We start from the raw sequence: 11,615 nt of genomic DNA, 5'->3' as shown, positions 1-11,615 counted from the left end.
TTCGTAAGTCTTTTGGAAAGTATCATAGCGATGAAGGGAGAAAGAAGAGGCTTTTCGCCGTGGCCTCCGGGTGGCGGCCGGAAATCGTTTGCCAGAAAGCGCGGAAAGCAGTGAAATGAAACGTGGAATGGCGTGGCAGCAGATACACGCGTCCTTCAGTGGAGGCGGAGGGTCAGGGACTGCCGGGCGCCGGGGGGAAGGGCGGGAGCTCGGGTGGGGGAGGGCCCGCCGGGTCGGGGGCGGTCCAGGTCGTTCCCCAGGTGGCGAGCGCGTGGAGTACGCCGGTGAGCGCGGTGCCGGCCGCGGTGGGCACGTACTCGAAGCGATCGGGACGCTCGGCGTAGATCTCCTTGCGGAGGATGCCCGCCTCGGTCAGCTCGCGCAGCCGGCGGGCGAGGGTGTTCTCGCTCACCGGCAGGCGCTCTCGTAGCTCGTCGAACCTGCGCGCGCCCTTGAGGATCTCGCGCATGACGATCAGCGCCCAGCGGTCGCCGATCACGTCCAGGGCGCGGGCCGCGGGGCAGTTGTCGTAAGCCAGGTTCCGGCGCACCGCCATGAGTCGGACAGTAGCAGCTTCCATAAGAGAAGCCACGCGGGTATCGTCCTTGCTCGTGACTTCCAAAACAGAAGTAACCGGCCGGGAGGTGGCGCCCGGCATCCACCGCTTCGGCGACTCCCACGTCAACTGGTACGTCCTGGAGGACAAGGGCGCGCTCACCGTGATCGACGGCGGCATGCCGGCGCACTGGTCCCAGTTGCTGGACTGGCTGGCCCGGCGGGCCCTGTCGCTGGACGCCGTCAAGGCGGTCGTACTGACCCACGGCCACGCGGACCACCTGGGCATCGTCGAGCGGCTGCGCAGGGAGACCGCCGCCCTCGTCCACGTTCACGAGGCGGACCGGCCGCTCAGCCGGGGCTTCGGGCTGCGGCGGCCGCCCCGGCGGATCGTCCGCAACCTGTGGCGTCCGCACAACCTGGCGCTGTTCGTGGCCTGGGCGCGCGACGGGGTCCTGCGGGTGCCGCCCGTGCTGCACGCCTCGACCTTCGGCCACGGGGAGGTGCTGGACGTGCCGGGCGGACTGCGGGTCGTTCACACGCCCGGGCACAGCGCGGGCAGCAGCACGCTCATCACCCGGGATGAGACCGTGGCGCTCACCGGCGACGCGCTCGTCACCCTCGACGTGGTCACCGGCCGGACCGGGACCGGCATCATGCCCGGCAAGCTCAACGACGACCCGGCCCAGGCGCTGGCGAGCCTGGACAATCTCAGGGGAGTGGAGGCACAGATCGTACTGCCCGGCCACGGACGCCCATGGCTCGACGGCCTGCCCGAGGCGCTGAACCGGGCCCACAAGGCGGGCATCGACTGGAGCGACGTCTCATCCTGCCACCACGGCCACGACCACGCCGCGCCATAGCCCGCCGGCCGGTGCCATTGACTGGGCGACCTCCCTGGGCCGGCATCCGGTGGCGTGAGCGACCGTGCCAAGAGCCCGCATATCGCCGTCCTGGTGTATGAGACCAAGGTCGAAGGGGGCTACGCGCCTCCCCGGTACAGCGAGGACATCGTGCTGATCCACGCCTCCTCCGTCGAGGAGGCGCGTACCACGGCCGAGGCGATGGGCCGGGCGGAGGCGACCTCGTACCAGAACGTCTATGACGAGACCGTCACCTGGTCCTTCGTGGGCGTCGCCGACGTACGCGCCGCCCTCTACGACACCCTGGGCGAGGACACCGCCCTGTACTCACGCGGCTTCGAAGACCTCAGGCGGTACCGGGAGACCTTCGCCCTCACATCGCTGAGCGACCCGGCGGCGGACCCCGGCGCCGCACACTAGCGGGCCCGCGACATATCGCGTTTCCTCCTACCATGTCTGATGGAGGTGGGCGGTGTGCGCACAGTGACGATTGGCCGGACGTCGCCACGGCTCGGCACAATTGCCGATGTGAGAGTCGGACTGCTCGGACCGTTCGAGGTCACCGGCCGCGATGGGGATCTGGTGCAGGTCCCCGGGGTCCGGCTGCGCGCACTGCTGGCCGCGCTCGCCCTCCAACCCGGCCGGGTCGTCACCCGGGCGCGGCTGGTCGACTGGATCTGGGGGGCGCGGCCGCCCGCCGACGAGGTGAACGCCCTGCAGGCGCTGGTGTCCAGGCTGCGCAGGGCGTTGCCGGACGGCGTGATCGAGGCCGGGTCCGGCGGGTACCGGCTGGCCGTGGCGCCTGAGGCCGTGGACGTGTGCCGGTTCGAGCACCTGGCCGGGCAGGCCCGTGCCGCCGAGCCCGCCGCGCGGGCGGAGCTGCTGCGCTCGGCCCTGGCGCTGTGGCGCGGCCCGGCCATGGCGGACATCGCGCTGCGCGACAGCGACGCCTTCGACGCCACGGTCGCGCGCCTGACCGAACTCCACCTCGCCGCCCTCGGAGACCGGGTGGACGCCGACGTCCGCCTCGGCCGGGGCGCGGAGCTGGTGTCCGAGCTGACCGGGCTGGTCGCCACCCATCCGCTGCGGGAGGGATTCGTGGCCGCCCTGATGCGCGCGCTGGCCGAGGCCGGGCGCGCGAGCGAGGCGCTGACCCTGTACCAGCGGACCCGCGAACGGCTCGCCGACGAGCTCGGCGCCGACCCATCACCCGAGCTCTCGGCGCTGCACACCGCGTTGCTGCGGGGCGAGCCGGGGGAGCGGGCCGAAGGCCACAAGACGAACCTGCGCGCCGGCCTGACCAGTTACGTCGGCAAGGACGACGACGTGGCCGCGGTCGCCGCGTTGGCGGGCGGGCACCGGCTGGTCACCCTGACCGGGCCGGGCGGCTCGGGCAAGACGCGCCTGGCCACCGAGACCGCGCGGACGATGCTCGCCGGGCTGCCGGACGGGGCCTGGCTGGTGGAGCTGGCCTCCGTGGGCGCGGGCGGTGACCTGGCGCAGGCCGCCATCACCGCGATCGGCCTGCGCGACCGGGCGGTGCTCGGCGGCGCGCGCGGCGGCGGACCGATCGACCTGCTCGTCGGCGCGGTCCGCGAGCGTTCGATGCTGCTGATCCTGGACAACTGCGAGCACGTGATCGAGGCGGCGGCGGCGCTCGCGGACCGGCTGCTCGGCGAGTGCCGCGGGCTGCGGATCCTGGCCACGAGCAGGGAACCGCTCGGCATCATCGGGGAGGCGCTGTGGCAGGTCGAGCCGCTGGCGCTGCCCGCGGACGGGGCCGGTCCCGCCGCGGCCGGGGCCTCGCCCGCGGTGCGGCTGCTGCGCGAGCGCGCGGGCCTGGTACGCAAGGACATCGGCTCCGGCGCGCCCACCCTGTCGGCCATGGCGCGGATCTGCCGGGCGCTGGACGGGATGCCGCTGGCCATCGAACTGGCCGCGGCGCGGCTGCGCACCATGTCCATCGACCAGCTCGAACGCGGGCTCGATGACCGCTTCCGGCTGCTGACCGGCGGCAGCCGGACGGCGCTTCCGCGGCACAAGACACTGCGCGCGGTCGTCGACTGGAGCTGGGACCTGCTGACCGAAGCCGAACGCGGCGTGCTGCGGCGGCTTTCGGTGTTCTCCGGCGGGGCGAGCCTGGAGGCGGCCGAACGGGTCTGCGCGGGCCCGGCGCTCGCCGGGGAGCAGGTGCTCGACGTGCTGACCGCGCTGACCGAGAAGTCGCTGCTGCTCGCCGACGGCGAGGGCGCCCCGCGCTACCGGATGCTCGACACCATCAGGGAGTACGCCGCGCACCGGCTCGCCGAGGCGGGGGAGACCGAGGCGGCGCGCCGGGCGCACCTGGCCTACTTCACCGACCTCGCCGAGACGGCCGAGCCGCACCTGCGCCGGGCCGAGCAACTGGAGTGGCTGGCCAGGCTCAAGGCCGAGCACGACAACATCGGCGCGGCCCTGCGGGTGGCGATCGCCGAGGGCTGGGCCGAGGAGGCGATGCGGCTGGTCGTCCCCGCGGGCTGGTACTGGTTCCTCAGCGGGAACAAGGCCGAGGGCACCGAGATGTGCGTCACGGTGGCCGCGCTGGACGGTGAGGTCCCCGACGAGCTGCGCGCGATGGCGTACTTCACCGCGACGGTGTTCGTGTCCTCCGGGCACGGCGACGAGTATCAGGCGCAGGAGTGGATCCACGAGGCGTACCGGCTCACCCGGCGCGGCCGGTACCGCAACCCGCTGCTCGGGTTCGTCGGGCTGCTGGAGCGGCTGCTGCGCGAACCGACGGGGTTCCTGCCCGCGTTCGATCCGCTCATCGCCGACGCCGACCCGTGGGTGCGCGCGCAGGCGAGGCTGACGCGCGGCAAGATGCGGCTCGCGTACGGCCGCGACACGACCGACATGGACCTCGACATCGACATCGCGCTCGCCGAGTTCCGCGCGCTGGGCGACCGGTACGGGATCTCGCTGGCGCTGACCTACCTGGCCGACCGGCTCGCCATGCGCGGCGAGCCGGCACGTGCGTGCCGCCACTATGAAGAGGCGATCGCGGCGCTGGCCGAGCTGGGCGCGGCCGAGGACGTGGTCGGCCTGCGGTCTCGGCAGGCCCGGCTCTACTGGCAGCTCGGCGACGAGCGCTCCAGCGCCTTCGCGATGGCCGAGGCGCAGCGGGCCGCGGAGGGGATCGCCTGGCCGGACGCGCTCACCGAGCTGGAGATCTCGATGGCGCAACTGGCGCGCTGGCGCGGTGAGCCGGAGCGGGCACGCGGGCACCTGGCCAAGGTCCGGGCGATGCCCGGCGCCGACGTCCTCCAAACCACGATCACCACGCAGTACGGCTACCTCGCCGAGGATGTGAAGGAGGCCCGCGCGCTTCTGGCCGAGACGTTCCGCGTGGCCGCCGATCACGCCTTCCCGCCGCTCATCGCCGAGGTGCTGATCGGCATCGCGGATCTCGCGCTGCGCCAGGGGCGGCATGAGCAGGCCGCACGGTTGCTCGGGGCGAGCGAAGCCGTGCGCGGTACGCCGGATCGTTCACACCCGGACGCCACGAGGATCGCCACGGCCGCACGCGAGCACGTGGGGGACGCCGTGTTCGCGGAGGCGGCCCGGACCGGGCGGCAGGGGGATTGGAGGGAACTGGCCGAGGCCGCCCTGGGCGGCTGACCCGGCGTCAGCGGGGGGATCCGGCCCAGGCGAAGTCGATAAAATTCGGACATATTATACTTTGTAAAGGCGTCGGGTTTAGAGCGGCCGAGCCTCCGGCAAAATCAAACGATCAACAGCCTCTCTACGACGATGCTCAGGGCGCCGGTCGTAGCGGGCCGTGGTGGCCGGGGAGGCGTGGCCGACCAGGGCCTGCGCGGTGGCCAGGTCGACGCCGGCGTCGAGCAGTTCGCCGATGAAGGTGCGGCGGAAGTCGTGCGGCGTCTTCCTGGACGCGCCCGCGGCGGCGAGCCTGCGGCGGATGATGTCGGCCACCGCCTGCCCGGTCATCGGCGCGGGCGCGCCGTCGCGGTGGCGCAGCCGTCCGGTACGGCCGATCGGGCAGAACAGCGCGCCCGCCGTTCCCCCGCGTACGGCCAGCCAGCGTTCCAGCCGGGCGACCGCCGCGCCGGTGAGGTAGGCCAGCCGCTCGCGGTCGCGTTTGCCGCGTACGCGCAGTGAGCGGGCGGCCGGGTCGTAGTCGGCGAGGCCGAGGGCGGCGATCTCGGCGCGGCGGCAGCCGGTGGAGTACAGGACGGCGACCAGGGCCGCGTCGCGAAGCCCGGCGGGGCCCTCGTCGGCCTCGCAGACGGCCAGTACCGCGGCCACCACCTCCGGCGGCACGTGGGAGCCGGTGGGCAGCCGGGTGTGCTGGACGGTCGGCAGATCGGCCGCGCGCTGGTACTCCTCGGCGGTCATCCGGCCCAGGCGCCAGGACTCGCGCAGCACCCGGCGCAGCGCGACGAGGTGTTTGTTGACGTGGGCGGGGGACCAGCCCTGCCCGATGAGCAGGGCGCGCATGCGCACGGTGTGCTCGTAGCGCAGCAGGTGCCAGGGCTGCCCGGCTCCGGTGGCGGTCTGGTCGCCGGTGAGGATGCGGGCGATGCGGTCCAGGCAGCCGGCCATCGTGCGGCGTGACTCGGCGCTGGTGAGGGAGTCGAGGTAGGCGTGGTAGGGGTCGGCGGCGGCCGGGGCCAGATCCGGGTGCCGCGGCGGTGCGGGTCGGGCGAGCGCGTCCACCCGGCCGATCTTAACCGCCGATCTTGGTCATGCGCCGGGCGGTACCTGTTCGGCCAGGGCGAACGGGTTGCCGGACAGGCCCCTCGCCGAGGCCGTCCGCGCACATGCCGAGCGCGGCGAGGACGGCGGAGAAGACTAGGCGCCGTCGCCCTCGCGGGCCCGGTCGTCGATCTCGCGCGCGCGTGCGGTCTGGGGTCGGCCGCTCCGGTCGCGGCCCAGTTTGCCCGCTTCGACCGAGGCGGCCAGTACGTCGCAGATCAGGCGTACGCCGAGCAGGGAAGTCACGTCCGAGCTGTCGTAGGGCGGTGACACCTCCACCACCTCCATGCCGAGGAGTCCTTCGGCGGCGAAGCGGCGGACCAGTTTGAGCGCTTCGCGTGGGTAGAGGCCGCCGGGTTCCGGCCAGCCGGTGCCGGGGGCGAAGCCGGGGTCGATGGCGTCGATGTCGAAGGACAGGAACACGCCTTCGGCGCCGTTGCTCCAGGCCACCTCCAGTGCGAGGTCGGCGACCGCGTCCAGGCCGTGCTTCTCCACGTCCTCGACGGTGATCACGACCGAGCCGCCCTCGCGCGCGCCCGCGACGCCGGGTCTGGGCACCTGCCAGCCGCCGATGCCGATCTGCACGAGGTTGCCCATGTCGAAGTGCAGTTCGTGCGCCGCCCAGTACCAGGGGGTGGTGTGCATGCGTTCGTCGAGGTCGCGTTTTTGGGTGTCCAGGTGGCGGTCGAAGTGAATGACGCCGATCTTCCGGCCGAACGCGTTCATCACGCCTCTGGCGGTGGGGAATCCGATGGAGTGGTCGCCGCCGAGAATGGCGGGGAAGACGCCGTTGGACACGATGTGCTCGATGCCCTTGGTGATCTGGTCGAAGGCCTTTTCGAGGTTGGCGGGGGTGATGAAGATGTCGCCGACGTCGACGATGTCGAGTTGTTCGCGTAGGTCCACGCCGCGTTCGTAGTAGTAGGGCGAGTAGAGGGCGGAGATGCTGCGCATGCCTTCGGGGCCGAATCGGGGTCCGGGGCGGTAGGTGGTGCCGGTGTCGAGGGGTACTCCGACGACGGCGACTTCGTGTTCTCCGACGAGGGTGACGTCTTCCAGGTAGGGGGTCTTGAGGAATGTCTTGATGCCCGAGAAATGGGGCACTTCGCCGCGTTGGAACGTCGAGGCCAGTTCCTTGTCCTGGATGGAGCCGGCCGGTGGCAGGCCCAGGCGGTGGATGCGCCGGAGTTCTTCCTGGTATTTGCGGTCGCTCAGTTCGCGCTCGAGGCGCTTCGCCCGCCCGCCGGTGAGATCTTCCGGATTTATGCCCATGTGGTGTACCTGCGCGCACGGCGGCCATGGACAACGTGGGAGAGCGCCTAGGTTCCGGAAAGCATCCGCGCGGCCCGCACCCGCAGCGCCGAGGACCGGCCTGGGGGATCGTGGCAGGTCCTGGGCGTCAAGAACGCATCAAGATCACAGGAATTCCCTCAGATGCCGTATATGGTCGCCTACCGGTTCTCTGCCGAGAACGAGCCGTGGCACGCCCGCCTGCCTGGGGGGATGGTGGTGGCCACGCCGCTGTGACGATGGAGGCGTTGATGCGACCGGGGCGAGGCTGCCATGGGGGGCGGGCGTGCTGAGCGCCATCGGCGCCGTCGTCTCAGGGCGGGGACGTCATCCCTCACGGGCGGTCGTGATCGGCTTCGCCGCCGCCGTGCTGGTCGGCACGGTCCTGCTCGACCTGCCCATCGCCACCGCCACCGGACGGTCGGCGGGCTGGGCGGCCGCGCTGTTCACCGCCACCTCCGCGGTGTGCGTGACGGGGCTGGCGGTGGTGGACACGGCGGGCCATTGGTCGGTGTTCGGCCAGGTGGCCATCGCCCTGCTGATCCAGGTGGGCGGGCTGGGCATCATGACCTTGGCCACGTTGTTCACCGCCGCGGTGTCGGGCCGGTTGAAGCTGCGTTCGCGGCTGATGGCCCAGGCCGAGACCAAGGCGCTGGAGGTCACGGGCATCGGGCGCACCGTGCGCGATGTCGTGCTGTTCAGCCTGGTCTGCGAGTCGGTGGTGGCGGTGGTGCTCACCGGCCGGTTCGCCCTGGGGTACGGCGAGCCGCTGGGGCGGGCGGTCTACCTCGGCGTGTTCCACGCGGTGTCGGCGTTCAACAACGCCGGGTTCGCGCTGTGGCCGGACAACCTGATGCGCTTCGTCACCGACCCGTGGATCTGCCTGCCCATCGCCCTCGCGGTGATCGTGGGCGGGCTGGGGTTTCCGGTGGCGTTCGAGTTGCTGCGTTCGCGGCGTCCGCGGAGCTGGTCGCTGCTGACCCGGATCACGGTGGGGTTGACCGGGGTGCTGCTGGCGGCCGGGACGCTGGCGTTCGTGGCGGGGGAGTGGCACAACCCGAGGACCCTCGGCCCGCTGGACGCGGCGGGCAAGGTGCTGGCCGGTTTCTTCGCCTCGGTGATGCCCCGTACCGCCGGTTTCAACAGCCTGGACGTCGCGGGGATGGAGCCCTCCAGCTGGCTGGTCACCGACGTGCTGATGTTCGTCGGCGGCGGCAGCGCGGGAACGGCCGGCGGCATCAAGGTGACCACGTTCGGCATGTTGCTGTTCATGGTGTGGGCGGAGTTGCGCGGGCGGCCTCGCGTGGACATCGGCCATCGCGCGCTGGGCATGGCGACCCAGCGTCAGGCCATCGCGATCACGGCGCTCAGCACCGCGGTGATCGCGCTGTCCACCCTGGTACTGCGCCGGCTCACCCCGCACAGCCTGGACTCGGTGCTGTTCGAGGTCATTTCGGCCTTCGCGACGGTCGGCCTGTCGACGGGGATCACGGCGACCGTGCCACCGGCCGGGCAGCTGCTGCTGATCGCGTTGATGTTCGTGGGCCGGGTCGGCCCGCTCACGCTGGGGTCGGCCCTGGCGCTCAAGGAGCGCAGGCGACGCTACGAGCTGCCCGAACAGCGGATGATCGTCGGCTGACCCGCCCGGCGGGCAGCAGGTCCCCCGTATGAGATGGATTTCACGTCCCGGGTGTGACATTTGGGCCATATGAGATAGTTCACGCACTTTGAAGGGGCCGCGCAGCTTATGTCCGTGTAATGATCTTTCAAAGCCAATGTAAGGAAAGGGATTGTCATGAAGCGCATTATCAAGACGATGTCCGTTGTCACCGCGACGGCCGCCGCCGCCCTTGTCCTCGGATCGGCTCCGGCGTCCGCGGCGACCCGGGTCATCGTCAAGACCTACCCGGGCACGGCCGCCGGTGCGAGGGCTTGTCAGATCGATCTCAAGCTGGCCCCCGCGAATTACTTCTGCACGCGCATCGAGGCGACCGGGCGTCACGCGCTCGCCTACTGGAAGTGACGATCGCCGCCGGTGCGGCGAACGCCTTACGCGCCCCGGTGAATCGGTGCTCCCGCCGCAGGCGGCACCTGGTCGCGTAAAGATTTGACACGGAATCCGGCGTTAACACGGTTCCCACTGCCCGGCGGGCCTTTTGGCCTCTCTTTCCGGCCGTGGTGGTTCGCGCCGGATTCCGATGTATTTCATGGGGAAATCCCGGCCTCATTCAGGGTTCTTTCCGGCGAGACATTCGCTGAGCGATCGCGTTTGGCGTACCACCTGCCCCATTCGTCGAGCAGGTGGACGATCCGTTCCAGCCTCCTGCCGGTATCGGTGAGCGAGTACTCCACCCGGGGCGGCACCTCGCGGTAGACCGTGCGCGAGACGATGCCGTCCTCCTCCAGTTCGCGTAGCTGGCGGGTGAGCATCCGCTGGGTGATGCCGTTCATCTCCCGCCGAAGCTCGCCGAACCGATGGGTGCCCAGAAGCAGCTTGGAGACGATCGACAGCTTCCAGCGGCCGCCGAGGATCTCCATGGCGACCTCGACCAGGCAGCCGTCCGGCATGTCCTGCAGCTTGGAACGCATGCTTCTGACCTCCATTGGTATACAAAACGGCACTATGTCACAAGAAAGACTGTACTTGTGGGTTCCATAGCGTCGTCCCCAGGCTGGGGGGCATGCACCGAGACGAACGCCCCCGCAGGTGGGCGATCCTGGCGGTGATGTGCGCGAGCCTGTTCCTGGTCGGGATCGACCTGACCGTGCTGCACGTCGCCCTGCCGACCCTGGCCGGGGAGCTGATGCCCTCCGCGACCGCGCTGCTGTGGATCGTCGATGTCTACTCGCTGACGGTGGCCGCGCTGCTGGTGACCTGCGGCACCCTGGGCGATCGGTTCGGCAGGCGGCGGATGGTGCTGGCCGGGTTCGCGGTGTTCGGCCTCGCGTCCGCCCTGGCCGCGGTCTCGGGTACGACGGCGCAGCTCATCGGCGCCCGGGTGCTGCTCGGCGTGGGCGCTGCGATGATCATGGCGTCCACCGTGGCGATCATCAGGTGGGTCTTCGCCGACGGCCGGGAGCGGGCGGTCGCCATCGGCGTGTGGACCGCCGCGCACAGCGCGGGGGCCGCGATCGGCCCGGTCCTCGGCGGGGCGCTGGTGGAACGCTGGTGGTGGGGCGCGGTCTTCCTGATCAACGTGCCCATCGTCGGCATCGCGCTGGGCGCGGGCGCCCGGCTGATCCCCGAGTCCAGGGACCCGGCACCGCGCCGCTGGCGGACCGCCGACGCGGCGATCTCCATCGCGGGCCTGGGACTCGTGGTCTACGCCGTCAAGCAGGCCGGGGAACACCCGTCACCGGGGGCGGCGATCACCGGGGCCGCGGGCCTGGCGCTGCTGGCGGCCTTCGTGCGGCGGCAGCGGCGTTCGGCGAATCCGCTGCTGGACCTGTCGCTGTTCGCCGACCGCCGGTTCACCGCCGCGACGGTGTGCGTACTGGCCTGCTTCGGCTGCTACACGGCGCTGTTGTTCTTCCTCACCCAGTCCTTTCAGCTCGCGGACGGGCTGGGCCCGCTCCGGGCGGGGCTCGCGCTCACCCCTCTGGCCGTGGCCAACGCGCTGGGCGCGGCGGCGGCGCCGTGGCCGGCGCGCCGGTGGGGTGAGCGCGCGACCGTGGTGACGGCGCTGGCGGCGTTCGGTGGCGCGGTGGCCGTACTGGCGGCGGCGCGCGGCGGGCCGGTCGTCCCGGTGGTGCTGGTCGTGGCGGGGGTGGCGGCCGGGACGGTGATGACGCTCGGGGCGGATCTGGTGATGTCGGCCGCGCGTGCGGAGCGGGCGGGGGAGGCCGCCGCCATCCAGGAGACCTCCTTCGAGCTGGGGGCGGGGCTGGGCATCGCGATCTTGGGTACGGTGCTGTCCGTCGTGTACCGGGCCGCGTTGCCGGCCGTACCCGCCGGGGCGGACCGGTCGCTGTCGGCGGCCGGTGAGATCGCGCGGACGCTGGCCCCCGCGCAGGCCGGTGACCTGCTCCGGGCCGCGCAGGGCGCCTTCCAGACCGGGCTGGGCGCGACGCTGGCCGGTGCGGCGGGACTGCTGTGGGCGACCGCCGCCGCGGCGGCGGTGATGCTGCGAACCCCGTTGCGGACCCCTTGAG

Annotated in this window: 10 protein-coding genes; 6 read left to right on the top strand and 4 right to left on the bottom strand. The window is 71.6% G+C overall.

What is annotated here, in order from left to right:
• Nucleotides 1–172 precede the first annotated feature (172 nt).
• Nucleotides 173–556 (bottom strand): winged helix-turn-helix transcriptional regulator, encoded by a 384-nt coding sequence (locus tag DP939_RS29180; RefSeq protein ID WP_158578744.1) that lies wholly within the window; start codon nt 554–556, stop codon nt 173–175.
• Between the two features lie 55 nt (nt 557–611).
• Between DP939_RS29180 and DP939_RS29175 the strand changes: the two genes are divergently transcribed.
• The 3 genes from DP939_RS29175 (at nt 612) to DP939_RS29165 (ending at nt 5,075) form a co-directional block, all read left to right on the top strand.
• Nucleotides 612–1,418, top strand: coding sequence for an MBL fold metallo-hydrolase (locus tag DP939_RS29175; protein WP_158578743.1), 807 nt, complete (start codon nt 612–614; stop codon nt 1,416–1,418).
• Between the two features lie 54 nt (nt 1,419–1,472).
• Nucleotides 1,473–1,838 (top strand): DUF4288 domain-containing protein, encoded by a 366-nt coding sequence (locus tag DP939_RS29170; protein ID WP_158578742.1) that lies wholly within the window; start codon nt 1,473–1,475, stop codon nt 1,836–1,838.
• Between the two features lie 108 nt (nt 1,839–1,946).
• Complete coding sequence (locus DP939_RS29165) at nt 1,947–5,075, top strand: BTAD domain-containing putative transcriptional regulator (RefSeq protein ID WP_225878562.1); 3,129 nt, start codon at nt 1,947–1,949, stop codon at nt 5,073–5,075.
• A gap of 78 nt (nt 5,076–5,153) precedes the next feature.
• Here the strand turns inward: DP939_RS29165 and DP939_RS29160 are convergent, their stop codons facing one another.
• A complete protein-coding gene (locus tag DP939_RS29160; RefSeq protein WP_225878561.1) occupies nt 5,154–6,134 on the bottom strand; it encodes a tyrosine-type recombinase/integrase in 981 nt (326 codons plus the stop codon).
• A 135-nt stretch (nt 6,135–6,269) separates the two neighbouring features.
• Complete coding sequence (locus DP939_RS29155; RefSeq protein ID WP_113984025.1) at nt 6,270–7,445, bottom strand: agmatinase family protein; 1,176 nt, start codon at nt 7,443–7,445, stop codon at nt 6,270–6,272.
• Between the two features lie 304 nt (nt 7,446–7,749).
• Between DP939_RS29155 and DP939_RS29150 the strand changes: the two genes are divergently transcribed.
• Entirely contained in the window at nt 7,750–9,102 is a 1,353-nt protein-coding gene (locus tag DP939_RS29150; protein ID WP_225878560.1) for a TrkH family potassium uptake protein, read from the top strand.
• A gap of 156 nt (nt 9,103–9,258) precedes the next feature.
• Entirely contained in the window at nt 9,259–9,486 is a 228-nt protein-coding gene (locus tag DP939_RS29145; protein WP_113984023.1) for a hypothetical protein, read from the top strand.
• Between the two features lie 182 nt (nt 9,487–9,668).
• Here DP939_RS29145 and DP939_RS29140 read toward each other — a convergent pair whose 3' ends face one another.
• On the bottom strand, nt 9,669–10,052 hold the full coding sequence (locus DP939_RS29140) for a winged helix-turn-helix transcriptional regulator (RefSeq protein WP_199565487.1): 384 nt from the start codon (nt 10,050–10,052) through the stop codon (nt 9,669–9,671).
• A gap of 92 nt (nt 10,053–10,144) precedes the next feature.
• Between DP939_RS29140 and DP939_RS29135 the strand changes: the two genes are divergently transcribed.
• Complete coding sequence (locus tag DP939_RS29135; protein WP_113984021.1) at nt 10,145–11,614, top strand: MFS transporter; 1,470 nt, start codon at nt 10,145–10,147, stop codon at nt 11,612–11,614.
• Nucleotide 11,615 lies beyond the last annotated feature (1 nt).

Source organism: Spongiactinospora rosea (assembly GCF_003315795.1).
GTDB classification, from domain to species: Bacteria; Actinomycetota; Actinomycetes; order Streptosporangiales; family Streptosporangiaceae; genus Spongiactinospora; species Spongiactinospora rosea.
The sequence above is the reverse complement of the archived record's forward strand: the minus strand, read 5'-3'. Positions and strand labels throughout refer to the sequence as shown.

Excerpts from the sequence above, each read along its gene's own strand:
- DP939_RS29180 (WP_158578744.1), bottom strand. The coding sequence starts at position 556 with ATGGCGGTGCGCCGGAACCTGGCTTACGACAACTGCCCCGCGGCCCGC.
- DP939_RS29155 (WP_113984025.1), bottom strand. The coding sequence starts at position 7,445 with ATGGGCATAAATCCGGAAGATCTCACCGGCGGGCGGGCGAAGCGCCTC.
- DP939_RS29145 (WP_113984023.1), top strand. The coding sequence starts at position 9,259 with ATGAAGCGCATTATCAAGACGATGTCCGTTGTCACCGCGACGGCCGCC.
- DP939_RS29140 (WP_199565487.1), bottom strand. The coding sequence starts at position 10,052 with ATGCGTTCCAAGCTGCAGGACATGCCGGACGGCTGCCTGGTCGAGGTC.
- DP939_RS29135 (WP_113984021.1), top strand. The coding sequence starts at position 10,145 with ATGCACCGAGACGAACGCCCCCGCAGGTGGGCGATCCTGGCGGTGATG.